Source organism: Xanthobacter versatilis (genome assembly GCF_043193975.1).
Taxonomy (GTDB): Bacteria; Pseudomonadota; Alphaproteobacteria; order Rhizobiales; family Xanthobacteraceae; genus Xanthobacter; species Xanthobacter autotrophicus_E.
Map to the genome: position 1 here is coordinate 465,714 of NZ_JBAFVB010000002.1, position 24,084 is coordinate 489,797.

The 24,084-nt window shown below is 68.4% G+C and carries 23 protein-coding genes; 16 read left to right on the forward strand and 7 right to left on the reverse strand.

Going from position 1 to position 24,084, the window contains the following annotated elements; translation table 11 throughout:
* Position 1 precedes the first annotated feature (1 nt).
* From V5F66_RS05780 to V5F66_RS05790, 3 genes are all read left to right on the forward strand, one after another.
* On the forward strand, positions 2–508 hold the full coding sequence (locus tag V5F66_RS05780) for a hypothetical protein (protein ID WP_394051189.1): 507 nt from the start codon (positions 2–4) through the stop codon (positions 506–508).
* Between the two features lie 58 nt (positions 509–566).
* Entirely contained in the window at positions 567–1,157 is a 591-nt protein-coding gene (locus V5F66_RS05785; RefSeq protein WP_012116109.1) for a histidine phosphatase family protein, read from the forward strand.
* Positions 1,158–1,303: 146 nt separating this feature from the next.
* Positions 1,304–2,056: a hypothetical protein gene (locus tag V5F66_RS05790; protein WP_012116108.1), complete on the forward strand. Its 753-nt coding sequence runs from the start codon at positions 1,304–1,306 to the stop codon at positions 2,054–2,056.
* Between the two features lie 55 nt (positions 2,057–2,111).
* Here the strand turns inward: V5F66_RS05790 and V5F66_RS05795 are convergent, their stop codons facing one another.
* Positions 2,112–3,428 carry a hemolysin family protein gene (locus tag V5F66_RS05795; protein WP_041576032.1) on the reverse strand — a complete coding sequence of 439 codons (1,317 nt, stop codon included), beginning with the start codon at positions 3,426–3,428 and terminating at the stop codon, positions 2,112–2,114.
* Between the two features lie 232 nt (positions 3,429–3,660).
* Here V5F66_RS05795 and aroC point away from each other — a divergent pair, with 232 nt between their 5' ends.
* From aroC to V5F66_RS05815, 4 genes are all read left to right on the forward strand, one after another.
* The gene (gene aroC / locus V5F66_RS05800; protein WP_012116106.1) at positions 3,661–4,773 is read left to right on the forward strand and encodes a chorismate synthase; all 1,113 of its coding nucleotides are present in this window, start codon (positions 3,661–3,663) and stop codon (positions 4,771–4,773) included.
* Between the two features lie 124 nt (positions 4,774–4,897).
* Positions 4,898–5,287 carry a PRC-barrel domain-containing protein gene (locus V5F66_RS05805; RefSeq protein WP_394093442.1) on the forward strand — a complete coding sequence of 130 codons (390 nt, stop codon included), beginning with the start codon at positions 4,898–4,900 and terminating at the stop codon, positions 5,285–5,287.
* A 128-nt stretch (positions 5,288–5,415) separates the two neighbouring features.
* Positions 5,416–6,729: a 3,4-dihydroxy-2-butanone-4-phosphate synthase gene (ribB, locus tag V5F66_RS05810; RefSeq protein WP_012116104.1), complete on the forward strand. Its 1,314-nt coding sequence runs from the start codon at positions 5,416–5,418 to the stop codon at positions 6,727–6,729.
* A 211-nt stretch (positions 6,730–6,940) separates the two neighbouring features.
* Positions 6,941–7,783 (forward strand): DUF1194 domain-containing protein, encoded by an 843-nt coding sequence (locus V5F66_RS05815; RefSeq protein WP_012116103.1) that lies wholly within the window; start codon positions 6,941–6,943, stop codon positions 7,781–7,783.
* Positions 7,784–7,789: 6 nt separating this feature from the next.
* Here V5F66_RS05815 and fni read toward each other — a convergent pair whose 3' ends face one another.
* Positions 7,790–8,821: a type 2 isopentenyl-diphosphate Delta-isomerase gene (gene fni, locus V5F66_RS05820; protein WP_394093443.1), complete on the reverse strand. Its 1,032-nt coding sequence runs from the start codon at positions 8,819–8,821 to the stop codon at positions 7,790–7,792.
* Positions 8,822–9,039: 218 nt separating this feature from the next.
* On the opposite strand from fni, the gene V5F66_RS05825 reads away from it, so the two are divergent.
* The 7 genes from V5F66_RS05825 (at position 9,040) to V5F66_RS05855 (ending at position 14,779) form a co-directional block, all read left to right on the forward strand.
* Positions 9,040–10,119 carry a polyprenyl synthetase family protein gene (locus V5F66_RS05825; protein WP_394093444.1) on the forward strand — a complete coding sequence of 360 codons (1,080 nt, stop codon included), beginning with the start codon at positions 9,040–9,042 and terminating at the stop codon, positions 10,117–10,119.
* Positions 10,116–11,102, forward strand: a complete 987-nt coding sequence (locus V5F66_RS05830; protein ID WP_394093445.1) for an ABC transporter ATP-binding protein — start codon at positions 10,116–10,118, stop codon at positions 11,100–11,102. Before V5F66_RS05825 ends, V5F66_RS05830 begins: the two co-directional genes overlap by 4 nt.
* Positions 11,099–12,289 carry an ABC transporter permease gene (locus V5F66_RS05835; RefSeq protein WP_394093446.1) on the forward strand — a complete coding sequence of 397 codons (1,191 nt, stop codon included), beginning with the start codon at positions 11,099–11,101 and terminating at the stop codon, positions 12,287–12,289. The genes V5F66_RS05830 and V5F66_RS05835 overlap by 4 nt, the downstream gene beginning before the upstream one ends.
* Before the next feature lie 89 nt (positions 12,290–12,378).
* A complete protein-coding gene (locus tag V5F66_RS05840) occupies positions 12,379–13,110 on the forward strand; it encodes a heme ABC transporter permease (protein WP_012116098.1) in 732 nt (243 codons plus the stop codon).
* 23 nt (positions 13,111–13,133) lie between these two features.
* Positions 13,134–13,316 carry a heme exporter protein CcmD gene (ccmD, locus tag V5F66_RS05845; RefSeq protein ID WP_049776025.1) on the forward strand — a complete coding sequence of 61 codons (183 nt, stop codon included), beginning with the start codon at positions 13,134–13,136 and terminating at the stop codon, positions 13,314–13,316.
* Positions 13,313–13,915: a DsbE family thiol:disulfide interchange protein gene (locus V5F66_RS05850; RefSeq protein WP_394051197.1), complete on the forward strand. Its 603-nt coding sequence runs from the start codon at positions 13,313–13,315 to the stop codon at positions 13,913–13,915. The genes ccmD and V5F66_RS05850 overlap by 4 nt, the downstream gene beginning before the upstream one ends.
* 51 nt (positions 13,916–13,966) lie before the next feature.
* Positions 13,967–14,779, forward strand: a complete 813-nt coding sequence (locus V5F66_RS05855) for a HesA/MoeB/ThiF family protein (protein WP_394051199.1) — start codon at positions 13,967–13,969, stop codon at positions 14,777–14,779.
* A gap of 29 nt (positions 14,780–14,808) precedes the next feature.
* Here the strand turns inward: V5F66_RS05855 and V5F66_RS05860 are convergent, their stop codons facing one another.
* The 4 genes from V5F66_RS05860 to V5F66_RS05875 form a co-directional block, all read right to left on the reverse strand.
* The gene (locus V5F66_RS05860; RefSeq protein ID WP_394093447.1) at positions 14,809–16,776 is read right to left on the reverse strand and encodes a tetratricopeptide repeat protein; all 1,968 of its coding nucleotides are present in this window, start codon (positions 16,774–16,776) and stop codon (positions 14,809–14,811) included.
* Between the two features lie 126 nt (positions 16,777–16,902).
* Positions 16,903–17,058: a hypothetical protein gene (locus V5F66_RS05865; protein WP_394093568.1), complete on the reverse strand. Its 156-nt coding sequence runs from the start codon at positions 17,056–17,058 to the stop codon at positions 16,903–16,905.
* Positions 16,989–17,222 (reverse strand): NINE protein, encoded by a 234-nt coding sequence (locus tag V5F66_RS05870; protein WP_394093448.1) that lies wholly within the window; start codon positions 17,220–17,222, stop codon positions 16,989–16,991. The genes V5F66_RS05865 and V5F66_RS05870 overlap by 70 nt, the downstream gene beginning before the upstream one ends.
* Positions 17,223–17,378: 156 nt before the next feature.
* Positions 17,379–18,380, reverse strand: coding sequence for a 2-hydroxyacid dehydrogenase (locus tag V5F66_RS05875; RefSeq protein WP_394093449.1), 1,002 nt, complete (start codon positions 18,378–18,380; stop codon positions 17,379–17,381).
* 177 nt (positions 18,381–18,557) lie between these two features.
* Here V5F66_RS05875 and V5F66_RS05880 point away from each other — a divergent pair, with 177 nt between their 5' ends.
* Positions 18,558–19,085, forward strand: a complete 528-nt coding sequence (locus V5F66_RS05880; RefSeq protein WP_394005486.1) for an SH3 domain-containing protein — start codon at positions 18,558–18,560, stop codon at positions 19,083–19,085.
* Between the two features lie 97 nt (positions 19,086–19,182).
* On the opposite strand, the gene V5F66_RS05885 is transcribed toward V5F66_RS05880, so the two are convergent.
* Positions 19,183–19,503 carry a 2Fe-2S iron-sulfur cluster-binding protein gene (locus tag V5F66_RS05885; RefSeq protein ID WP_012116092.1) on the reverse strand — a complete coding sequence of 107 codons (321 nt, stop codon included), beginning with the start codon at positions 19,501–19,503 and terminating at the stop codon, positions 19,183–19,185.
* Between the two features lie 316 nt (positions 19,504–19,819).
* Between V5F66_RS05885 and V5F66_RS05890 the strand changes: the two genes are divergently transcribed.
* A complete protein-coding gene (locus tag V5F66_RS05890; RefSeq protein WP_012116091.1) occupies positions 19,820–24,055 on the forward strand; it encodes an apolipoprotein A-IV repeat region-like domain-containing protein in 4,236 nt (1,411 codons plus the stop codon).
* Positions 24,056–24,084 lie beyond the last annotated feature (29 nt).

The window sequence follows — 24,084 nt, forward strand, 5'->3', positions numbered from 1 at the left end:
CATGCCGGCGATCGTCCTTCGCGCCGCCCTGTCCGCCCTGGCGGTTTCGGCCGGCCTTGTGGCCTTCTCCGGCGAGGGTTTCGCGCAGAGCCCGCCGACGCTGCAGGAATACCCGCTTCGGGACCGCATCTTCGGCCCCGGCGGCGCGGTCTTCCCCGATTATGTGACGCCCAGCGAGTACGGCACCGCCTTCCTGGTCGGCGGCTCCGGCACCCGCAGCGCCCTGTTTGCGGCCGGCACGGCGGATTTCAACTGCCAGCAGACCCAGGTGCCCACCATCAGGGTGCTGTCGGCCCCGCCCGGCGGGCAGGTGTTTATCCGCTACGGCAGCTTCACCGCGCGCGCCATCGACGGCGGCGCCACCACGCTCTGCCTCGGCCGGCCGGCAAAGGGGCTGGTGGTCAGCTTCAAGGGCAAGGCCACGCCGGGATCGCAGATCGCGCTCCGGGTGACCTATCCCCCGCGCGGCGCCTGGTATGACCACGTCATTGCGGTACCCCCGCGGTGACCATCTTCAGGGCGGCGCGTCGACTTTTCGGTCCCAGCCGCGCGCCGGTACGCCTCCCATGAGCACCAACCGACGCTTCTTCCTGGTGCGCCACGGCGAGACCGACTGGAACGTGGTCGGTCGCCTGCAGGGCCGCCGCGACGTGCCCCTCAACGCCCTTGGCCGCATCCAGGCCGGACGTGTCGGCCGCGTGCTGCCCCAGCTCGCCGGCGACCCCAGGGCGTTGGCCTATGTCTCCAGCCCGCTGTCGCGGGCGGTGGAGACCATGCGCATCCTGCGCACCTGCCTCGATCTGCCCGCAAGCGAATTCCCCACCGACCCGCGCCTTGCCGAAATCTCGTTCGGCCAGTGGGAAGGCCAGACCTGGCCCGAACTGCGCCGCCGCGACCAGCTCAACGTGCGCAAGCGCGACCTCGACCCGTGGAATTTCACCCCGCCCGGCGGCGAAAGCTACGGCGACCTGTGCGAGCGGGTGAACGCGGCCTGTGACGAGATCGCGGATGACGCGGTCATCGTCACCCACGGCGGTGTCATCCGGGCGCTGCTGCACGTGAAGGCCGGCATGCCGGAAGGCGAGGCCGCCATCCTGCCGGTGCGCCAGGGCGCGATTTACGTGGTCACCCCCGGCGGCTTCGAAGTGGCGGACTAAAAGCTCCGCACGCACGGCTCCAGGCCCCCTCTCCTTTGGCATTTTTCTTGCTGCGTCAAACCGGTACGCCCGGCGGCGTTGTCGTGAACGCGACGCTCCCGCCTTTCCTTCATGCCTTTTTGACCCGAGCCCCGGGGGACCCTTTCATGACCGACATGGCCGAACTGCAAAAGCGGAAGATGCCGCTCAACCTCGCCATCGTGCACGTGGACCCCGACGCCTTCATCGCCAACTACATGGGCTGGCTCGAAATCACCAAGTTCATCACCGACCTGCGCGCCGGCGAGACCACCGTTCCGGCCGACGGCAAGACCCCCGCCCTGACCCCCGCCCAGCTCGCCAATGGCGGCGTGCACAATGTGGCCAACGACGCGGTCTTCGCCTTCTGCATGACGGCGGCGCTGAAAGGCGACAAAGCCGCTGTGGACAAGGTGGAAGCCGCCCTCATCGACATGATGGGCAAGGAATATCCGGGCAATTTCGCGCTCTGGCACTTCCGCACCCAGATCGACACGCCGATCACGCTGGAAGACTTCGTCGGCCAGGCCGGCAAGAAGATGCTTTTGGGCGACATCCCGCCGCCGCCGCTGCGCGCCAAGGAGAACTGGAGCGCGGGCCTGCGCTTCTTCGAGAAGGCGCGTAAGTCCAACTTCGTCCACGAGATCATGTACCCGCTGGCGATCTGGCATCGCGCCAAGTGGAACGAGACCCTGGAGAAGGGCATCGCCTTCCTCAAGCACATCGAGGACACCGTGCCGGTGCTGCGCGAGACCCTGGAAGAGAAGCGCAACGACCAGCCCTTCATCGCCAACATCCTGCTGAAGAATGCGTTCGGCGTGGATATGGAGCTGACCGAGGAATACGAGGGCTTCCTGCGCTCCCTCGCCCGGCGCGACTGAGGTCGCCTGCGCTGCCCTCGCCCCGGGCGGGCGAGGGTCGCTTTGGCGAGGGTCGTCAGGCTTCCCCGGCGGCCTTCTGCCGGTGGAGAACGTGGGGACGGGACACCAGCAGCTTGTCGATGCGCCGGCCGTCCATGTCCACGATCTCGAAGCGCCAGCCCAGCGCGGTGAACACGGCGCCTTCCTGTGGCAGTTCCTTGATGTGCGAGAGGGCGAAGCCCGCCACCGTGTGGTAGCCGTCGTCCACCGGGAAGCCCACGTCGAGCAGGTCGCGCAGTTCGTCGATGGGCGTTTCGCCGGCCACCAGATAGCTGCCGTCCTGCCGCTCGACCACGTTGCGGGCCTCGTTGTACTCGGGCGCATCCACCGAGCCGGTGATGGCGAGGAGCAGGTCGTAGCCGGTGACGACGCCGGCCATGTCGCCATACTCGTCCACCACGATGCCCATGGGCACCTCGGCGCCGCGCAGGATGCGCATGGCTTCCAGCGCTCCCACGTTCTCCACGATGAACGGCACCTGCTGGACGAACTGGCGGGGATCGGGCCGCTCGCCCTTCAGATAGGCATCCAGCACGCGCTTGGCCTGGATGACGCCGATGGTCTCCTCCGGCGAACCCTCGCAGGCGGGCAGGCGCGAATGGGGGGTGTCGAGGAGCACCTGGCGTACCTCTTCCGCATCCTTGGAAATGTCCACCCATTCCACGTCGGGACGCGGCGTCATGATGGCGGTGACGGGCCGGTCGGCGAGACGCATCACGCCGGCGATCATGCGCCGCTCGGCGGGATCGATGACACCGGCGGTCTCGGCCTCGGTGATGATGGCGCGGATCTCCTCATCGGTGACCGCGCTGGAGCTGGAGCCGCGCTCGCCCAGCAGCCGCAGCACCAGCCGCGTCGACTTGTCGAGCAGCCACACCGCCGGCAGCGACACCTTGGAGAGGGTGACCATCAGCGGCGCCAGGATGCAGGCCAGCGGCTCCGGATTCTGCAGGGCCAGCCGCTTCGGGATGAGCTCGCCGATCACCAGCGACACATAGGTAATGGCGGCCACCACCACCGTATAGCCGATGGGCTGGGCGAAGCTGTCCGGCATGCCGGAGTCGCGCAGGAATCCGCTGAAGGCTTCACCCAGGCTCGCACCGGAAAAGGCGCCGGCGAGAATACCGATAAGTGTAATGCCGATCTGGACCGTCGAGAGGAAGCGGCCGGGATCTTCCCCCAGCCTCAGCGCGGCAATCGCCCCGCGGCGGCCCTTGTCGGCGAAGGTCTTCAGCCGCGCCGGGCGCGACGAGACGATGGACAATTCCGCTGCGGCGAGAACGGCATTGAGCAACACCAGGAAAAGGACGATCAGGATTTCGAGCAAAGGCATGGCGGGGTAGAAAATTCTCCGTCGGCGCTCCTCATAGCACATCTGCGCATGCCTGTGTGACAGGCTGGCCACATTTGACGCCACGATTTCGCAAACACGGTTGTCCTGCGCCCTAAAGCAGGTTCCGCGCCGAACTTGGGCCGGACGGTGGACGCGATGAACCGAGACTTGAGTTTCCTCTCGCGTGATCCTCGTTTATTGAGCCGGGACGAGTGAGGGGTTTTGTCGCGTCATGTCGTTCAACACGTTCGGGCATCTGTTTCGGGTCACCACCTTCGGCGAAAGCCACGGGGCGGCCATCGGCTGCGTGGTGGACGGCTGCCCGCCCAACCTGCGCTTCACCCTTGAGGATGTGCAGGCCGCCCTCGACCGGCGGCGGCCCGGCCAGTCGCGCTTCACCACGCAGCGGCGCGAGCCGGACCAGGTGAAGGTGCTCTCCGGCACGCTGGAGCATCCCGAAGGCGGCCTCGTCACCACCGGCACGCCCATCGCGCTGCTGATCGAGAACGTGGACCAGCGCTCCAAGGATTATGCCGACATCGCCGGTGCCTACCGGCCGGGGCATGCGGATTTCACCTACGACATCAAGTACGGCATCCGCGACCATCGCGGCGGCGGGCGCTCCTCGGCACGGGAGACGGCGACGCGGGTCGCTGCCGGCGCCATCGCCGCCAAGGTTCTGCCGGGCGTCACCGTGCGCGGGGCAGTGGTGCGCATCGGCGAGATCGAGATCGACCGCAGCCGCTGGGACTGGAACGAGGTCCCCAACAACCCGTTCTTCTGCCCTGACCCCAAGACGGTGCCACTCTGGGAAGAGTATCTGGATGCAGTCCGCAAGGCCGGCTCCTCCATCGGCGCGGTGGTGGAACTGGTGGCGGAAGGCGTTCCGGCGGGCCTCGGCGCGCCGCTCTACGGCAAGCTCGACGCCGACCTCGCCAGCGCCCTGCTCGGCATCAACGCGGCCAAGGGTGTGGAGATCGGCGAGGGCTTCAACGCCGCCCAGCTCACCGGCGAGGAGAATGCCGACGAGATGCGCCTCGGCAACGAGGGCCGTCCGCAATTCCTCTCCAACCATGCCGGCGGCATCCTCGGCGGCATCGCCACCGGGGCGCCCATCGTGGCCCGGTTCGCGCTGAAGCCCACCTCCTCCATCCTCACCCCCCGCCAGACCGTGGACCGCACCGGCCAGGAGACGGAGATCTTCACCAAGGGCCGTCACGACCCCTGCGTCGGCATCCGCGCGGTGCCGGTGGGCGAGGCCATGATGTGGTGCGTGCTCGCCGACCATTTCCTGCGCCACCGCGGGCAGGTGGGCGAAAGCGTGGCCTGGCCATTCAAGGGGTGAGCGGCACCCTGTGCTGAAGCATGACTGTATAGGCCTTCAGACAGGTAGTATTTTCGGGGCGTGGGAACGTAATGGGCGCCCCTGCGTTCGGTCTGCATATGTCTTCTTTCGGGAGGTTAGGCGAATGCAGACCAACGTGCAGAACCCCAACATCAAGGAAACCTCCAGCCTCGTCGCCAGCGACATGGTGGTGGGGACCTCTGTCTACGATCCGCAGGACCAGAAGATCGGTTCGGTCGAGCGGCTGATTCTGGAAAAGAGCAGCGGCCGGGTGTCCTACGCCGTGCTCAGCTTCGGCGGCTTCCTCGGCATCGGCGAGGATTATTATCCCGTGCCGTGGCAGACCCTGACCTATGACGAAGCGGTCGGCGGCTTCCGGGTGAACCTCTCGCGCGAGCAGATCGAAAACGCGCCGAAATACAATCCGTCCGACGAATACGACTGGAGCCCGGACAACGGGCGGCGGGTGTCGGATTATTATGGCGTACCGCCCTTCAGCACGACCGCCATGTGATTACCCATCACTCAACGAGACGGAAAGGCTGCCTCCCCGGCAGCCTTTTTGCCAACCGCAAAATTCAGCGAACGTGAATGCTGAAATTTTTTCATTGTCACTGAATTTTCCCGCGTTATGCTGCCGGCATGAAGCTCGCGGAATGGCTTTCAGCGACCGGAACGAAGCGTAGCGCCTTTGCGAAGCAGGTGGGCATGTCGCCTGCCAGCGTCACGGCCCTGTGCAACGACGACCGCGCCTGGATTTCCCGCGAGACCGCCGAGAAGATCGCGCAGGCCACGGGACACGAGGTCACGCCGAACGATTTCCTCGGGCTTCCCGCGCCCAGTATCCGAGGTTTAGCCGTGACCGATAATACCCAGGCCCGCGTCCAGTCCGCCATCGAAGCGTTCGCGCGGGGAGAGATCGTGGTCGTCACCGACGACGATGATCGCGAGAACGAAGGCGATCTCATCCTCGCCGCTTCCCTCGCCACGCCGGAGAAGATGGCTTTCGTCATCCGCAACACCTCCGGCATCGTCTGCACGCCCCTGCCCCCGTCCGAGGCCAAGCGGCTGCGGCTCGATCCCATGGTGTCGAACAACGATGCGCCCATGGGCACCGCCTTCACCATCTCTATTGACGTGAAGCACGGCACCACCACAGGCATCTCGGCGGAAGAGCGCACCAACACCGTGCGGGCGCTGGCCAATCCCAACATGGGCGCGGCCGATTTCGTGCGGCCGGGCCACGTGTTCCCGCTCATTGCCAAGGAAGGCGGCGTGCTCATGCGCTCGGGCCACACCGAGGCGGCCGTGGACCTGTGCCGGCTCGCGGGCGTGCCGCCGGTGGGCGTCATCGCCGAGCTGGTGAACGACGACGGCACCGTGCAGCGCGGCCCGCAGGTCACCGCCTTTTCCGAGAAGCACGGCCTCACCCGCATCTCGGTGGCGGACCTCATCTCCTACCGGCAGGCCCGCGAGAAGCTGGTGACGCGTGCGGCGGAATTTCCCGTGCCCACCTGCGTCGGCGAGCTGCAGGGCTTTTCCTATGTGACGCCGTTTGATCCGGTGAACCACCTGGCGCTGGTCAAGGGCCGCATCGGCGACGGCGAGAAGGTGCTGGTGCGCCTGCACCGCGCCGATCCCATCGCCGACGCCTTCGGGGGCGGCAAGACCATCCAGCGGGCGCTGGAGCGCATCGAGGCGGAAGGCCGCGGCGTGCTGGTCTATCTGCGCGACGGCACCGCCGGCGTGCCCGCCGTCGCCATGGGCCATGGCGGGGAAAAGTCGTCCAGCGAGATCGAGCGTGACCGCCACTGGCGTGAGGTCGGCCTCGGCGCCCAGATCCTGCGCGACCTCGGCATCGTCTCGATTCGCCTGCTGGCCTCCAAGTCCCGCACCTATGTGGGCCTCGCCGGCTTCGGCATCGAGATTGTGGACACCGAGCCCCTCGACGCCTGAGTGCATGCGCCAATTTTGTGCAGCGCAGGTGCCGCTAAGCTGTTGTGACAGAACAACGACAGTTTTGCCTTGCGGGTGGAAGCGAGCAATCGCAACGCTTCCGCCCTAAATCGTGAGCGAAAAACAGGCGGCTAAACTCTTTTCGACCCCGATGGAAGGTGTCAGCATCCGTGTGACGTGATGCCGCGCTTTCCCATCGGGAGAGAAAACCATGTTTTCGCGCCGCTTCTGGTCCCGGTCCCCGGCTTCAGGCAGCCTCGTTCTGGGTCTCGCGTTTCTCGTCCTTGCCGGCATCGCGTCGGCCCGCGCCGGCAACAGCGGTATGGACGTGGATCTCGAACTCGTCCTCGCCGTGGACGTTTCCTATTCCATGGATACGGAAGAGCAGGCCCTCCAGCGCGAGGGCTATGCTTCGGCGGTAGTTTCCCGCGAATTCCTCGATGCCCTGCGCCTCGGCCCTTCGGGTCGCATCGCGGTGGAATACGTGGAATGGGCCGGCGACGGCGAGCAGAAGGTGGTGGTGGACTGGCGCATCATCGACGGCCCGCAGACCGCCAAGGCCTTCGCCGACGCGGTGCTGGGCGCGCCGCTGCGGCGGGTGTACCGAACCTCCATATCGAGCGCCCTTCTGTTCAGCGCCGACCAGTTCGACCTCAACGGCTACAAGGGCTTGCGGCGCGTCATCGACGTGTCCGGCGACGGCGTGAACAATCAGGGTCCGCCGGTGGCCCTGGCGCGCGATGCCGTGGTGCAGCGGGGCATCACCGTGAACGGCCTGCCGTTGCTGCTGAAGCGCGGCGCCTCCTCCGCCCTCGATGTGCCGGAGCTGGATGCCTATTATGAGGATTGCGTCATCGGCGGCCCGGGCGCTTTCGTCATTCCGGTGCAGCATACGGAAGAGTTTGCCCGCGCAATCAAGACCAAGCTGGTGATGGAGGTGGCCGGCGTGGTGCCGCCGCCCGGCCCCGGCCTCGTCCAGCGCGCGGCCGCGAAGGAACCACGGGTCTCGTGCACCATCGGCGAGAAGATCTGGATGGATCACTGGGCCAATTGAAAATGTTCAATCCATCGTGGCGAGCGGCACACGGCGCAGCGCGTCAAGGTCCGCCGCCCCGGTGGCGAAGCAGGCGATGCGCAGTTGGTCCGCCATCTGCGAAAAATGCTCCACCACCGCCTCGGTTGAGGTGATGGCAGCCTTGAGGGTGCCCGCCGCCTGACCCACGAGGTCGGCGCCGAGCCGGATGGCCTTGGCTGCATCCACCCCGTGCCGCACGCCACCGGAGGCGATGAGGGGAAGGTCCGGGCAGGCCGCCCGCACCTCGACTACCGCCTGGGCGGTGGGAATGCCCCAGTCGGCGAAGGCGGTGGCGACGGCGCGGCTGCGCCCGGTGCCGCGCTCGCCCTCCACCAGCGCCCAATTGGTGCCCCCCGCCCCGGCCACGTCCAGCGCCGCAACGCCGCAGTCCGCCAGCCGCCGCGCCACGGCGCCGGACAGGCCGAAGCCCACCTCCTTCACCACTACCGGCGCGGACAGGCTGGCGCAGAGCGAGCCGATGCGGTCAAGCACGCCGCGCCAGTCCCGGTCGCCGCCCTGCTGGATCGCCTCCTGCAACGGGTTGAGATGGATGACGAGGGCATCCGCCCCGATCATCTCCACCGCGCGACGAGCGGCATCCAGCCCCCCCGCGGCCAGAAGCTGGGCGGCACCGAGATTGGCGAACAGCGCGATGTCCGGCGCCCGCCGCCGCAGGTCCGCACCGAGGCCTCCGGCCGAACCGTCCTCGATTGCGATGCGCTGGGAGCCGACGCCCAGCGCGATGCCCAGCGCCTGCGCGGCCTCGGCCAGATGGGCATTGATGGATTCCGCCCGCGCCGGCCCACCGGTCATGGCGGAGATGAGGAAGGGCGCCTTCAGGGGGCGGCCGAGGAAGCGCGTCGAAAGGTCGATGGCGTCGAGGTCGAGTTCCGGCAACGCGCAATGGACGAAGCGCACCCGGTCGAAGCCCGCATCCAAGCGCGAGGCCACACGCCCGCCCGCGAGCACGATGTCGATATGGTCTTCCTTGCGCCGACCCGCGCCGCTTTCGTCCATCGACCCTCGCCGGCACCCGCCTTCAAAACCAGAACGCGTTTTGCCTGAAGCCGCGGCGGTGACGCCACACGCCGGCAGAATCTGTCGCGCGGCGTGCCGCGCGCTCTGGCATCCTTCCTTAAGGGGTGATCTAAAGTCGTTCAAGGCAACGTATTTTGGCAACCTATCTTGCCAGCAGGGGTACGCCCCAGCAGCACAGCTTAAGATGAGGGGCGTGGATGGGGCAGAAGGGCGGACGGGACCGGCGGACCTCGGAAGGTTCGCACGACGCGCTGCGGCCAGGCTCGTCCCACGGCGCGTCGCAAGGTGGTTCCACCCTGGTGCTGGCCGTGGCGGAGCCGGAGACCCGGGCACCGGAAGGTCGCGTGCAGGAGCTGGAAGAGCCGGCAACCGCCGCGTTCCCGCCGCGCTCGCGCGACCTATCCTTCCTGCGGGCGGTGATCGATCGCCGGCTCGGCCTGCTGGTGCCGCCGGCGGCCTCCCACCCGGCCGTGCTGCATGCCGCCATGCGGCACATCCTGCTCTCGCCCGGCAAACGGCTGCGACCCCTTCTCACCCTTGCCGCCGCGATCCAGCTCAATGCCTCCGAGCATGCGGTGCTGGATTTCGGCTGCGCGCTGGAGATGATCCACGCCTCCTCGCTGATCGTGGACGACCTGCCGTGCATGGACGACGCCGCCATGCGCCGCGCCCAGCCCACCACCCATGTGCAGTACGGCGAGGATGTCGCGGTGCTGGCCTCCATTGGCCTTTTGTCGCGCGCCTTCGGGGTGGCGGCGGCAGCGCCGGGGGTGAGCGAGCGTGCGCGCCTGGAAGCGGTCGCCATCCTCTCCATGGCGGTGGGCTCGCTGGGCCTGTGCGGCGGCCAGTATGACGACCTGCGCCCGAGCCCCGGCCGCAGCCTGTCCGCCACCGAGGACGTGAACCGCCGCAAGACCGGCGTGCTGTTCTCGGCCGCGGTGGAGATCGCCGGCCATGTGGCGGCGGCCGACGAGACTCAGATGGGTCACCTGAAGGCTCTGGCCGGCCATGTGGGGCGCGCCTACCAGATTCTCGACGATATCCTCGACGCCTCCGCCTCCTCCGCCAGCCTCGGCAAGGATGTGGGCAAGGACGCCCACAAGGCTACCGTCATCGCCTCCCTCGGTGCGCCGCGCGCGCGCAAGCTCCTGTCCGAGCACCTGGCCGGCGCCCTCGCCGCCTCCCAGGAGCTGGGCCCCAATACGGACGGTCAGGAACCCCTGCGGGATTTCATGACCGCCGCCTTCGGCGAACTGATGGGGCCGCTGGCGCCGTGAGCGCCGCGCCGCGATACGACCTCGAGGTGGTAGACCCGGCCCCGGCCCCCTCACCGGCCCCGCCCCTCGCCATCTCGGGCCTTCACGTGGGCTATGGCGCACGCGCGGTGCTGGCGGGCGTCGATCTGGTCGTGCCCGAAGGTACGGTGACGGCGCTGACCGGCCCCAATGGCGCGGGCAAGACCACCCTGGTGCGCGCGATTTGCGGCCGCATCGCACCCCGCGCCGGGACGGTGACGGTGTGCGGCGTTGCGGCGGCGGAAGGTGCCGCGCGCGCCCGCATCGGCCTCGCCCCGCAGGATATCGCGCTCTATCGCAGCCTGACCATTTCCGAAAATCTGGAGGTGTTTGCCAGCCTCGCCGGCGTGCCGGGGGCCGCTGTGCCCAGTTGCGTCGCCAACGTGATGGTGCGCACCGGCGTCGCCGATCGCCGCAACGAGCGCATCGACCGCTTGTCCGGCGGCTGGCAGCGCCGGGCGAACGTCGCCGCCGCCTTGGTGGGCGACCCGCGCCTGCTGGTGCTCGACGAGCCCACCGTGGGGGTGGACGCCCCCGCCCGTGCGGAACTGGCGGCTCTGGTGCGCAGCCTTGCGGGGGAAGGGCTCGGCATCCTCCTCGTCACCCACGATTTCACCTTCGCCGAGGACGTAGCCGACCGCGTCGCCATCCTGAAGGACGGGCGGGTGGCCTTGGAAGGCGAGCTCGGCGCGCTGGTCGCCGCGCACTTTCCCAACCAGCGCCGGGTGGAGGCGACCTTCGCCGCCCCGCCCACGCTTGCCGGCCGGCAGGTGCTCGCCGCCCATGGCCTTCACCCCTCGCCGGACGAAACCGCCTTCAGCGGCGTGGTGGCGGACACGCCGGCCGCGGCGGGCGATCTCATCGCGGCCCTGAAGGGGGCAGGGCTGGTGCCCCGCACCCTGTCGCTCCAGGCCGCCGGGCTCGATGCGCTCTACGCCTCCGTCACCCGGAAACCGTCCCCATGATGATCGCCATCGTCCGGGCCATGGTGCTGACACTGATGCGCGACCGCGGCGCTCTGCTGATGACCTTCGTTCTGCCGCCGGTGCTGTTCGTGTTGTTCGCGGCGGTGTTCGCCGGCACCGGCGGTGAGGCGTCCAGTATCAAGTTGGCGGCGGCGCGGACCACGGACGCCCCCGCAGCCCGGATGCTGCTCGATGCCCTCGCCCGCGCACCGGATGTCCACCTGACACCGGTGGCCCCCGAAGATGTGGCCTTGCGCGTGGCGGACGGGCGCGCCGACGTGGGCCTGATCGTACGCGGGGACGTAGCCGCCGCCACCGACAAGCCGCCGCTGGTGATCATCACCGACGCCGGCCGCAACGTGGCGGCAGCGCTGCTCGCCGCCCGCGTCCAGCGCGTATTCACCGAGGAATTGCCAGGCCTCGCCATGCGGCGGGTGGCAGGGCAGATGGAGGTGCTGGTGGGGCCGTTCTCCGCCGAGCAGAAAGCGCGGCTCGACGATTCGGTGTCGCGCGCACCGGAGCTGGTGGCCCAGGGCGGCGCCGATCTGATGGAGCGCCAGCCCCTCGCCAGCCGCCGGGCAGAGCCGGGGGTGAGCTATTATGCCGGCGCCATCGCCATGCTGTTCCTGCTGTTCGCGGCGGTGCAGGGGGCCGCGAGCCTGGTGGATGAACGCCGCTCGGGCGTGTTCGATCGCATCGTTATGAGCCGCGGCGGCGTACTGGCGCTGGTGGGCGGCAAGCTGTTCTTCCTGATCCTGCAGGGGCTGGCGCTCGCCGCCGTGCTGTTCGCGGTGGCGCAGATCGTCTACGGGGTGCACGTCATCCAGCATCTGGGCACCGTCGCGCTGGTGGCAACGGCGGCCTCGGCGGCGGCGGCGGGCATCGCCTTGCCGCTGGCGGCCGTGGCGCGCACCCGCCATCAGGCACAGACCCTCTCCACCTTCGCAGTGCTGCTGCTCTCAGCGGTTGGTGGCAGCATGGTGCCCCGCTTCCTGATGCCGGAATGGCTCCAGAACCTCGGCGTGCTGACGCCCACCGCCTGGGGCATCGAGGCGTTCCAGGGCGCGCTGTGGCGCGGCGACGGCCTCGGCGATCTCGCCTTGTCCCTCGCCATCCTGCTCGCCTATGGCGCGGTCGGGGCGGGCTTCACCCTGTGGCTGATCCGCCGGCAGGTGCGTCTGGCCTGACCCTCCGGGCCCAACCGCCCCCCTGCGACACGAAATCCTGAACGGCGAGAGCGCTTCCCTCCGGCGCGCGGGCGCTTTAGAACCGCGCCATGGCGATCCTCGACCTTGCCAACCCGGTCCGCTTCATGAGCCTGTCCGCCCGCATCCTGCCGTGGATCGCGGGGGCGGCGGTGGTGACGCTCGCCGTCGGTTTCTTCCTCGCCTTCCGCGCCCCGCCCGATTACCAGCAGGGCGAGACGGTGCGCATCATGTACATCCACGTGCCGTTCGCGTGGCTTGGCCTGTTCGGCTATTCCATGATGGCGGCCTCCTCCATCGGCATCCTGGTCTGGCGCCATCCGCTGGCGGACGTGGCCCACAAGGCCGCAGCGCCCGTGGGCGCCACCTTCACCGCTTTGTGCCTCGTCACCGGTGCGCTCTGGGGCCGGCCCATGTGGGGCACCTATTGGGTGTGGGACGCGCGCCTCACATCCATGCTGGTGCTGCTGCTGCTCTATCTGGGCCTGATGGCCCTGCGCGCTGCCATCGACGACCCCAACCGCGCCGGGCGCGCGGCGGCGGTGCTGACTTTGGTGGGCTTCATCAACGTGCCCATCGTGAAGTTCTCGGTGGACTGGTGGAACACCCTGCACCAGCCGGCCTCGGTGTTCCGCATGGGCGGCTCCACCATCGAATCGAGCCTGCTGTGGCCGTTGCTGGTCTGCGCCATCGGCTTCACTCTGCTGTTCGTGGCGCTGCACATGCTGGGCATGCGCACGGAAATTCTCCACCGCCGGGTGCAGGCGCTGGAAGCCCGCGCCGCCGCCGAGGCCATGGCCTGAGCCGGCGGGATGAGCGATCCGAAATGAGCCACTTCGTCTTCATCGCCGCCTCTTATGGCGTCACCACGCTGGGCCTCGGCCTGCTCGCCGCCTGGCTCCTCGCCGACTACGGCCGCCAGCGCCGGACGCTCGCCGATCTGGAGGCGCGCGGTATCGGCAAGAGGTCCCGCCGCGGGACGGGGGATGCGCCGGGAGACGCACCATGAGCACCCCCGACGAGATGCCCGCCCCGACGCGGCCCCGCCGTCGACTTTGGCTGGTGGCCCTGCCGCTGGTGCTGTTTTTGGCGCTGGCCGGCCTGTTCTTCTCGCGGCTCGAAACCGGAGGCGACCCCTCGCGCATCCCGTCCGCCCTGGTGGGCAAGGCGGCGCCCCGGATCGCGCTGCCACCGCTCGACGGCCTCAAGGGCCCCGGCGGCACGCCTTTGCCGGGCATTGATCTTGCGGCGCTTGCCGGCAAGCCGACACTGGTGAATGTCTGGGCCTCCTGGTGCGGCCCCTGCCGGGACGAGCATCCCGTGCTGATGCAGCTCGCCAAGGACGGCCGCTTCAACCTCGTGGGCATCAACTACAAGGACGCGCCGGAGAATGCCCGCCGCTTCCTCGGCCAATATGGCCTGCCCTATCAGGCGGTGGGCGTGGACCCCAAGGGCCGCGCCGCCATCGACTGGGGCGTCTATGGTGTGCCGGAGACCTTCGTGGTCGCCAGGGACGGCACCATCGCGCACAAATTCGTCGGCCCGCTGACGACCGAGGCGGTGAACACCACCCTCCTGCCGCTGATCGCCCGCCTGTCGGGAAACTGAGCGACAGCCACAAGGGTGACGCCGGCGGCTACTGGATTTAAGGATTCCGCCATGGCCTTTTCCCCCGACGAGATCGAACGCTACGCCCGCCACATCGTGCTGCACGACGTGGGCGGCCCCGGGCAGCAGAAGCTGAAGGCGGCCACCGTGCTGGTGGTGGGCGCAGGCGGCCTCGGCGCGCCGGTGCTGCTCTATCTGGCCGCGGCGGGGGTGGGGCGGCTGATCCTGGTCGAGGACGACGTGGTCTCCCTCTCCAACCTCCAGCGGCAAGTCATCCACCGCACCCAGGACGTGGGCCGGCCCAAGACCGACAGTGCCAGCGACGCCATCGCCGCCCTCAACCCCCATGTGGAACTGGTGACCCACGCCGTAAGGCTCGACGCCGGCAACGCCCTGGACCTCATCGCCCAGGCGGACGTGGTGGTGGACGGCTCGGACAATTTCGCCACCCGCTATCTGGTGTCGGACGCCTGCGTGCTGGCGAAAAAACCGCTGGTGACGGCGGCGCTCGGCGCCTTCGACGCTACGGTGACCACCCTGCGCGCCCACGAAACGGCGCCGGACGGCACCCCCAACCCCACCTATCGCTGCCTGTTTCCCGAGCCGCCGCCGGCGGGCACGGTGCCGGCCTGCGCGGAAGCGGGTGTGCTGGGAGCACTGGCCGGGATCGCCGGATCACTGGCCGCGCTGGAGGCAATCCGCGCCGTGGTCGGCTTCGGCGAGGGGCTGGTGGGGCGCCTGCTGATGATCGACGCCCGCGCCATGCGCTTCGAGACCCTGAGCTATGGGTGGGACCCGGATAACCCCCTGACCGGTACCGGCGAGCGCATCACCAACCTGTCGGCGCATGTGCGGACCCGTTAAGGGGGAGCCTCGCCCGCCATGAACGCACTCTACATCAGCTCTCGTATTTTATGAGCCATACGCTCCATTAGGCTCGACCAGTCTCCTGCTATCTGCTGCCGGAACAGACGGAGGCTCGGAAAGAAGACGGTTTCCTCGCCCTCACATCCCCACCGCCAATCGGGTATGGCCCGCAGGGCGACGAAGGTGAGAAGGCCGCAGGCGCCCGCCAGATTCGCGAGCGCGGTGTCTGTGGTGACGACCAGGTCGAGGGTCTGCATCAGGCCGACCGTGTCGATAAAGATGCCGTCCGCGTTAAAGCCCGCGTCAGGCCGCACGATCGCGCCTGCAAATGGCACCTGGTCCAACTGCTCGCTGCCTGCTCCGTGCTGAAGCGACACAAGGCTCACGCCCGGAATCTCGGCCAGCGGGGCGAAATGCGCCAGGGGCATCGAGCGTCCCACATCCACGTTACGCGACGGATTGCCCTGCCAGTTGATGCCTATGTTGAAAGCGCCATCGCGGCGCAGGTGGCGCCATCTGGAAACCCGGTCCTGCGGCGCGGTGAGATAGGGTGCGGAGGGCCACTGGGCCGGGTCGGGGGACACAAGATGCGGCAGGCTGCCGATGGGAGCCCAGCGCAGGCCCTGCATCGACTGGTCTATTCCCGATAGATCGGAGACGACCGGCACCCGGCCGTCGAGGGCTCGAAGCAAGGGGACGAGACCCGGCCTCGTGAGCAGGACGGTGCTGATCCCGCGATCCGCCAGAAGGCGCAGAAGGCGGCCGAAGAAGATCACGTCCCCTATCCCCTGCTCGCCCAGTACAACCAGCATTTCCGGCGTTTCCCGTCCGTCCCAGCGCGTGAAGGGAAGCGGGTTGAAGGGCGGCGGCAGTATCCCTTCGCGATGCTCGTATCCCGCCCAGCCCTCCAGCCACTGTTCCTGGGCAAGTTTTTCCTGCGCATTCGCATACAAGACATAGGACGGACGAGGATCGACTTCCAAGGCACGCCCGAGGGCCTTGCGCATGTCTGCCCGGCGGCCGTCATCCGCCATCAGACGGGCGCGCGACACGTGCGCGGATGCCAGTCGCGGATCGAGCGCGAGCGCAGCTTCCACATCGGCCATGGCACCGGAAGCATCGTCCTGCGCCCGGCGAATTTCCGCGCGAAGCTGGAAAAGCAGCGCTGATTTCGGGTCGAGAACAACGGCGCGGTCGCAGGCGCTGCGCGCTGCGGGCAGGTCCTCAAGAAGATGCAGGACGGAAATCAGGCGCACGTGGAATGCGGTGTTCTGAGGCGCGAGGTCGACAGCCTTCTCCAGGCTGACACGCGCCTCGGCCCACTTGCCCAGTCCCAGCAGCGCCTGCCCGCGCAGATATTCGGCATCCGCAAGCCCGGGGGCCAGGCGAAGCGCGGCATCGGCCGCGGCTATGACATCCCTGGGGCGCTCAAGTTCCAGCAAGGTCCCCGCCAGGTTGACGAGATGCAGCGGCTGCCAGGGCTGCAGGGCGACAAGCGCTTCGCTGTCGCGCAGCGCCTCCTCCAGCCGGCTGAGGCGCGCAAGGGCGCCGGCACGGTTGGAGAGCGCTTCGATGGACCGGACATCCGCCGCCAGGACGGCGTCGTAGCAGGCCACGCCCTCCGCATATCGGCCGAGGGCGCACAACGCGTTGCCAGCGAGGAAGTGGGCCTCCAGGGGCGCGCCCTCAAGGCTGAGAGCAACCTGGAAGGCGGCAAGCGCCTTCTCCCAGTTGCCCAGGCCCTGGTGGCTGGCACCAAGCAGGATCGCCGCATGGGGATTGCGCGGGTGAGCGTCCCGAAGGCGACGCGCCGCAATCACGGCCTCCTTGGGCCGTCCCACTTGCAGCAGCTCGAAAATCAACAGGCGCTGGATATCGAATGAGGCGGAATGCGCTTTCGCAAGCCGGCGATAGATCGCGAGCGCCTGTTCGAAATGCCCCATCCGGTGCAGGTCGGCCGCGCGAGCGAGCGCGCTTGAGACTTCGGGAGACATGCGATGACAGACCCTCCCTCAACGTGAGATGAGATCCATGGTCACTTGTCCTGATTCACCCCGATGCCCGGTCTCCGCGACCGCACAACTGAGCTGTCGGCGCGTGTGCGGACAGTGGGGGTGTGATCAGCCCGCCAGCTGATGGACGAGCAGGGTGTTGTAATTGCTGATCCAACCCGGGATCAGGAGGGCATAAACAAGTGCCCAGATACCTACAAAGGCCAGCAGAATAAAGCCCACGCCCACCACAGACAGGGCGGCACCGGAGATCGTGAGAAGCAAAATGGCAACGGCTGAGCCGGTGCGCTTGTATAAAACCGATGACCGCCGAGACCGCCCAGAAAAAACCATAGCAAATAGGCGATTACGGCTGACTTCTTGTTGGCTTCATAAAGCATCAACGCGCGCGCATCACTGCCGCGCGACGCAAATCGGACGGGGTCCATAAAACGCCTCCCCCAATACAGCTCAAGGTAGAGCGGGAAGAGGCGCCGTGTCCAGACCTTGTCTCCTAGATCCAAGAACTTCGTTCAGGGACCCCAGAGGGGGCACACTAATCGCGGGTATGGGCTTAACCGCACCCCAATCAGGCGCCCCCGCCCTCACAGCATGGCGGGAAGCACGCGGTCCGGCGGGCGGTGGCCATCCATGAAGGTCTTGATGTTGACGATGACCTTCTCACCCATGTCCACGCGGCCTTCCAGCGTGGCGGAGCCCAGGTGCGGCAGCAGCACCACCTTGCCCTGCTTGGCGAGGCGGATGAGCTTCGGATTCACCGCCGGCTCATGCTCGAACACGTCGAGGCCGGCACCGGCCAGCTCGCCTGCCTCAAGCTGGCGGGTCAGGGCGTTCTCGTCGATCACCTCGCCGCGGGCGGTGTTCACAACATAGGCCTCGGGCTTGAGCAGCTTGAGCCGCCGCGCCGAGAGCAGATGGTAGGTGGCCGGCGTGTGCGGGCAGTTGATGGACACGATGTCCATGCGCGCCAGCATCTGGTCGAGGCTGTCCCAATAGGTGGCGTCCAGCATCTCCTCGATGCCGGTGGGGAGGCGGCGGCGGTTGTGGTAGTGGATCTGCAGGCCGAAGGCCTTGGCGCGGCGCGCGACCGCCTGGCCGATGCGGCCCATGCCGATGATGCCGAGGCGCTTGCCCCAGATGCGCCGGCCCAGCATCCATGTGGGCGACCAGCCGAGCCATTCGTCCTTGTCCGCGATCACCGCCTGCGCACCCTCGGCCAACCGGCGAGGCACGGCGAGGATCAGCGCCATGGTCATGTCGGCCGTGTCCTCGGTGAGGACGCCCGGCGTGTTGGTGACCGTGATGCCGCGATTGAGCGCGCTCGCCACGTCGATGTGATCGACGCCGTTGGAGAAGGAGGCAATCAGCCGCAGGTTTTCCCCAGCCTGCGACAGGACCGCCGAATCGATGCGGTCGGTCAGGGTGGGAACCAGCACGTCGGCAATCCGGACGGCCTCCACGAGCGCGGCCTGATCCATGGGCACGTCGTCGAGGTTCAATTGCGCGTCGAACAACTCGCGCATCCGGGTTTCAACCGAGTCCGGCAGCTTGCGCGTGACGACGACGAGGGGTTTGCGACGCACCATCGTTACTCCCCATTCCCCATTTCTTAACGCTTCTGGTCCCGTCTATCAGACAGACAGGGAAACACAAGGCGCCCTGCACCGCGTGCCCTTGACGCGCCCGGTAGAGCGGCGCACTCCCCCGTTTCGAGAGCAATACGAAAGGACGAGCCCGTCATGCGCACGATGCGACCTCATCTGATGCGAAGCCTCAAGGCCCTTGCATTGGCGCTGGCGGTCACCGGGGGCGCCGGGCTCCAGCCCATCACTGCGCGGCCCGCCATGGCCGCCGAGGATGGCACCTCCGGTCTGCCGGTGCCGCGCTTCGTCTCGCTCAAGGCGGACAAGGTAAATGTGCGCAACGGCCCCAACAAGGACCACGACGTGTCGTGGGTGTTCAACCGCGCCGGCCTGCCGGTGGAAGTGACCGCCGAGTTCGAGACCTGGCGCCGCATCCGCGATGCTGATGGAGCGGAAGGCTGGGTCTACCATTCCATGCTGTCGCTGCGCCGCACCGCCCTGGTTGCGCCCTGGCTGAAGGGCGAGACCGTGCCCATGCGCGATGCCCCCAATACCGACGCCAAGGTGGTGGCGCGGCTGGAGCCCAGCGTGCTCGGCGTGGTGAAGACCTGCGACGGCAAGTTCTGCCGGCTCATCGGCGACGGCTTCGACGGCTATGTGCAGCAGTCGCAGCTGTTCGGCATCTACCCCAACGAAAAGGTGGAGTGACACCAGCGCGGCCCGGTAGCGCCGGACCGCACTTGGCATGAAGCCAGCGTGGCGCCTGAGCCCCCTCGGCACCAGTCCAAGACCGGTGCCCGTGCGATCAGCCCTGGGTCTCAGGGATGTTCAGGACCAGCCCGTCCAGCGCCGCCGTCAGCTTGATCTGGCAGGACAGGCGGGAGCTCGGCCGCACGTCGGTGGCGAAATCCAGCATGCCTTCCTCCATCTCGGAGGGCTCGCCGACCTTGTCCGCCCAGGCCTCGTCCACATAGACATGGCAGGTGGCGCAGGCGCAGGCGCCGCCGCACTCGGCGACGATGCCCGGCACGCCGTTGCGCACCGCTGTCTCCATGGCGGTGGCGCCCTCGGGGCCCTCGACCTGATGGGCCGTGCCGTTGTATTCGATGAAGGTGATGGCAACCATGAATGAGCCGCTTGCTGCTCGCCTGCCGGAACCGGCCGTGGCGGAATGAGGACGTCGCGTGGTGACGCGATGCCTATAGCTGCAAGCGCGGGGCCACACCAGCTTTGCCCGGTCCCCATGGCCGCTCGGACGTGGCGTTAACGATATCTTCATTATTGTGGCCGGGCCGGTTCAATCCGCAGCGCACCATAGCTAGGATAAGGAACGGTAAACCATTTCCGTCCGGCCCCGTCGGATAGAAAGGGTGTGTGTACTGGACACGGCGCCGCGGCGGGAACACCCCGCGCGCGCCGTCGAAGGCAGAGGCGACAGCGACATGAAGCAACCCAAGAAGATCCAGGACCCGACCGAGGCGGCTCTGTCGGCTATCCAGGAAGCTCTGACGCTGGAGCTCGACAATGCCGAAGCGGGCCCCCTGACCAAGGGACCTGAAAGGGGATCCGAGCCCGCCTTTCCCCAGGATCGCTCCGTCGGGGAGCGCGCCGCCGCGGGTGAGCGGGGGCTACCGCCCGCGCCGCCCCGCGACGGCCGGCCGATCAACCGCAGGCCCCGGCCGCCGGAAGGCGAAGCCATGCGGCCCGACGCTCCCCGCCCCGAGGGTCGGCGCGACGGCCCGCAGCGCGCGCGCATCGACGCCGAGCGGCGCGCCGCCAACGACGACCGCCAGACCATCGGCCAGCTGCTGGGCCAGCTCCAGAAGCGCTCGGCGGCCACGCCCTACTACTGGGCGGCCGGCGCCTCGGCCTTGTGGATCATCGCCGGCATCGCCTTCGCCTTCGCCTACCACCGTGCCCTGGTGGCCAGCTCCAACGGCGTGGAATCGCTGTTCGGCTCCCCGGCCCTGCTCGGCATCTTCGCCAGCATCCTTCTGCCGCCGCTGGCCTTCTTCGGCCTTGCAAGCGTGTTGCGCCGGTCGCTGGAGCTGCAGGGCATCGCCCGTTCCATGACCGAGGTGGCCCTGCGCCTCGCCCAGCCGGAATCCATCGCCACAGAGACGGTGGTCACCGTGGGCCAGGCGGTGCGCCGCGAGGTGGCGGCCATGGGTGACGGCGTCGATCGCGCCATTTCCCGCGCCGGCGAGCTGGAAGCCATGGTGCGCGCGGAGGTGTCCATCCTCGAGCGCGCCTATGAGGAGAACGAGGCTCGCATCCGCTCCCTCATCGACGAGCTGCGGAACGAGCGCCACAACATCCAGATCGAGACCGAGCGCCTGCGTGAGGGCATCGTGAGCGCCGAGGCGGTGCTGTCCAACGAAGTGAAGGACGTGGCCTCGCGCATCCACGGCACCATGATGGAGGCCAGCGAGCAGGTCACCGAGATCCTGGGCCAGAAGGGCGAGCACATCACCGCCGCCCTCGCCCGCGTCGGCGACAGCATGATCGACGGCCTCACCGCCAAGGGCGGCGAGCTGATCGACCGGCTCCAGCTCACCGGCTCCGACATCCGCCAGGACCTGTCGGAATCCGGCGACCTGCTGGTGCACACCCTGAAGTCCCGCACCGACGACCTCTCCACCAACCTGTTGTCCACCACCTCCGACGTGGCCCAGCTCATCGACCGGTGGGGCGAGGACATCACCGCCAACATCGACCGCCTGAAGCACGGCATCGGCGAGACGCTGGCCGACAACTCGAACCGCTTCGCCGAAGACATCGACCAGCGCGTGTCGCAGGTGAATACCGCCCTGCGCGCCACCAGCGAAAACGCGGTGCAGGACTTCTCCATCCGCGGCGGCGAGCTGATCAAGAAGTTCGAGGAGACCGGCGAGCGCGTGGCCCAGACCCTCTCCGTGCGCGGCACCGACCTGGCCGACCGCATCGAGACCACCGGCAACCGCATCTATGACGCCGTGGCCGTGCGCGGCGAGGACCTGCAGCAGCGCCTCGCTGAGACCGGCGAACGCATCACCGCGTCCCTCGACCGGTCCAGCACCCAGGTGGTGGCTGCCTTCGTCGACAAGGGCAACGAGATCAGCTCCTCGCTCAACATCGCCGGCTCGGACATGACCGAGCGCCTGTCCCGCGTCGCCGGCGAGGTGACGCAGGCCATCGGCGCGCGCGGCTCCAAGGTCAACGAGGCCTTCCGCGAGACCGCCGACATGCTGGTCGCCACCATCGGGGTCAAGGGCGACGCCATCAAGGAGATGCTCACCGCCCGCCTCAAGGCGATCGAGGAGACCATCACGGTGGGCGGCGCCGACCTCGCCGAGCGCCTGCACCACGACGGCTCGGCCATCGCCCGGACCATGCAGGAAGGCGTGCGCGCCTTCGACACCACCATGAAGGTGCACGCGCCCGAGCTGGTGGAGCAGATCGCCCACCGCGTCGCCGCGGTGAACGAGAACCTCAAGCACGCCACCTCCACCCTGGACGAGCGCCTGTCGGCCACCACCGACAACGTCGCCACCATCATGGACCAGCGCATCTCGCGCATCGAGCAGACCCTGGACCAGCGCTCCCAGAGCCTCACCGAGACCCTGGCCACGCGCACGGTCACCTTCGCCCGCACCATCGCCGAGGGCACCAAGTCCGCCACCGAATCCCTCGACAAGTCGGTGGAGACGCTGGAGACCTTCTTCGCCTCGCGGTCCAAGGCGCTGGGCGACGTGCTCACCGAGCGCGCCGAAGTGGTCAACCGCAACATCGGCACCCGGGCCTCGGAGATCGCCTCGGTGCTCGACGGCCGCGTCCACCGCATCGAGGAACTGGTGCTCGGCCGCCTGGACGGCGTCGCCACCTCTCTCGAAGTGCGCGGCGGCGCCCTCGCCGACACCCTGGTCGGCCGCATCGAGACCGTCTCCGGCACCCTGCGCGCCGAGGCCTCCGAGGTGGAGCGCTCGCTCTCGTCCCTGTCCCAGAACGTCAGCCGCACCCTCACCGAGCACTCGGAGAAGGTGGCCGACGCCCTCGGCACCCGCCTCACCGAGATCGCCCATCTCATTGACGATAAGAACGGCACCTTCCTGTCGGCGCTGGAGCGCACCAGCCAGCGCGCGGTGGCGGAAATCACCGCCACCAACACCTCGCTCAAGAGCGACGTGGGTTCCATCATCGAGCGCCTGGCCGAGGCCAACGCCACCTTCCATGGCGCCATGTCCACGGCGGTGAACAACCTCGACGCCTTCTCCGGTTCGTTCGCCCGCCAGGTGGAGGGCTTCGGCGCCACCGTGGACGGCATCAGCCAGAACGCCGATGCCACCGCCTACCGCTTCCAGGGCCAGGTCGATGCCCTGCGCGAGGTGTCCAACGGCGCCCTGGCGCAGATGGCCTCGCTCGCGGAGCGGCTGGAGCAGAACCGCCAGCTCATGGACGAGGCCGCCCGCACCCTCGGCACCGCCCAGGACCAGGTGGACTCCACCCTCGCCGCCCGCCGTGGCGACATGGACCAGCTGTCCCAGTCCCTGGTGCAGCGCATCGCCGACGTGGACGCCCGTGTCAGCGCCTTCCATGCCATGCTGGACCAGACCTTCAGCGCGGCGCAGGAGCGCGCCCGCCAGATCGCCAGCGTGGTCTCGGAAGCCACCTCCGGCTCCACCCAGGCGGTGGAGAACCAGCTCTCGCTGGTGCGCACCGCCGCCGACCAGGAACGCGAGCGCACCGCCGCCGCCCTGCGCGAGACCTATGCCGCCGCCCTCGCCGACGTGCAGACCCTGTTCGGCGAGACCGGCAACCGCTTCACCGAGGTGGCCGGCGACCTCAAGCGCGTGGCCGAGGACGTGCAGCAGGCCATCACCCTCGCCCGCGAGGAGATGAAGCGCGGCATCCTGGAGCTGCCCGCCGAGACCGAGGCGAGCGCCGCCACCATGCGCCGTGCCGTGGCCGAGCAGATCAAGGCTTTGGCCGAGCTGAACGAGATCGTGGCCCGCCAGGGCCAGGCCCTCGACGTGGTGGAGACCTCCGCCCGCACCGCGACGCAGGACGCCGCCCGCGCCTCCGCCGTCCGCGAGGCGTCCCGCGAGACCTCCCGCAGCCGCTCCGAAGGCGGCCTGCTGCAGAGCGAGCTGCGCCGCTCGGCGCCGCCCGCCGCGCCCCGCCGTGCCGAGCCGGTGGAGCGGCCCGCGCCGCGCCCTGCACCGGTCCGCGAGAGCGTGTCCCGCGAGACCCAGGGCGAGGAGCAGGAAGGCTGGCTCACCGAGCTGCTCGCCCGCGCCTCCGACAGCCTGAACGACGAGGACCGGCCCGCCGCCCGCGCGCCCCAGGCCCCGGCCGCGAACACGGTCTCCCTCGACACCCTCTCCGCGGACATCGCCCGCATGGTGGACCACCAGGCGGCCGGCGAAATGTGGGATCGCCATAACAAGGGCGAGAACCACGTGTTCTCGCGCCGCCTCTACACGGCCCAGGGCCAGCAGGCGTTCGACACCTTGAAGCGCCGTTACCGCGCAGATGCGGAATTCCGTGAGACCGTGGACCGCTACGTGACCGAGTTCGAGCGGCTGCTCGAGCAGGTCTCCGGCGACGACCGCGGCAGTGCCCTCGCCAAGACCTACCTCACGTCCGACACGGGCAAGGTCTACACCATGCTCGCCCACGCCGCGGGCCGGCTGGACTGAAAATGATGCGGTGCAGCACGCCGGGGCTT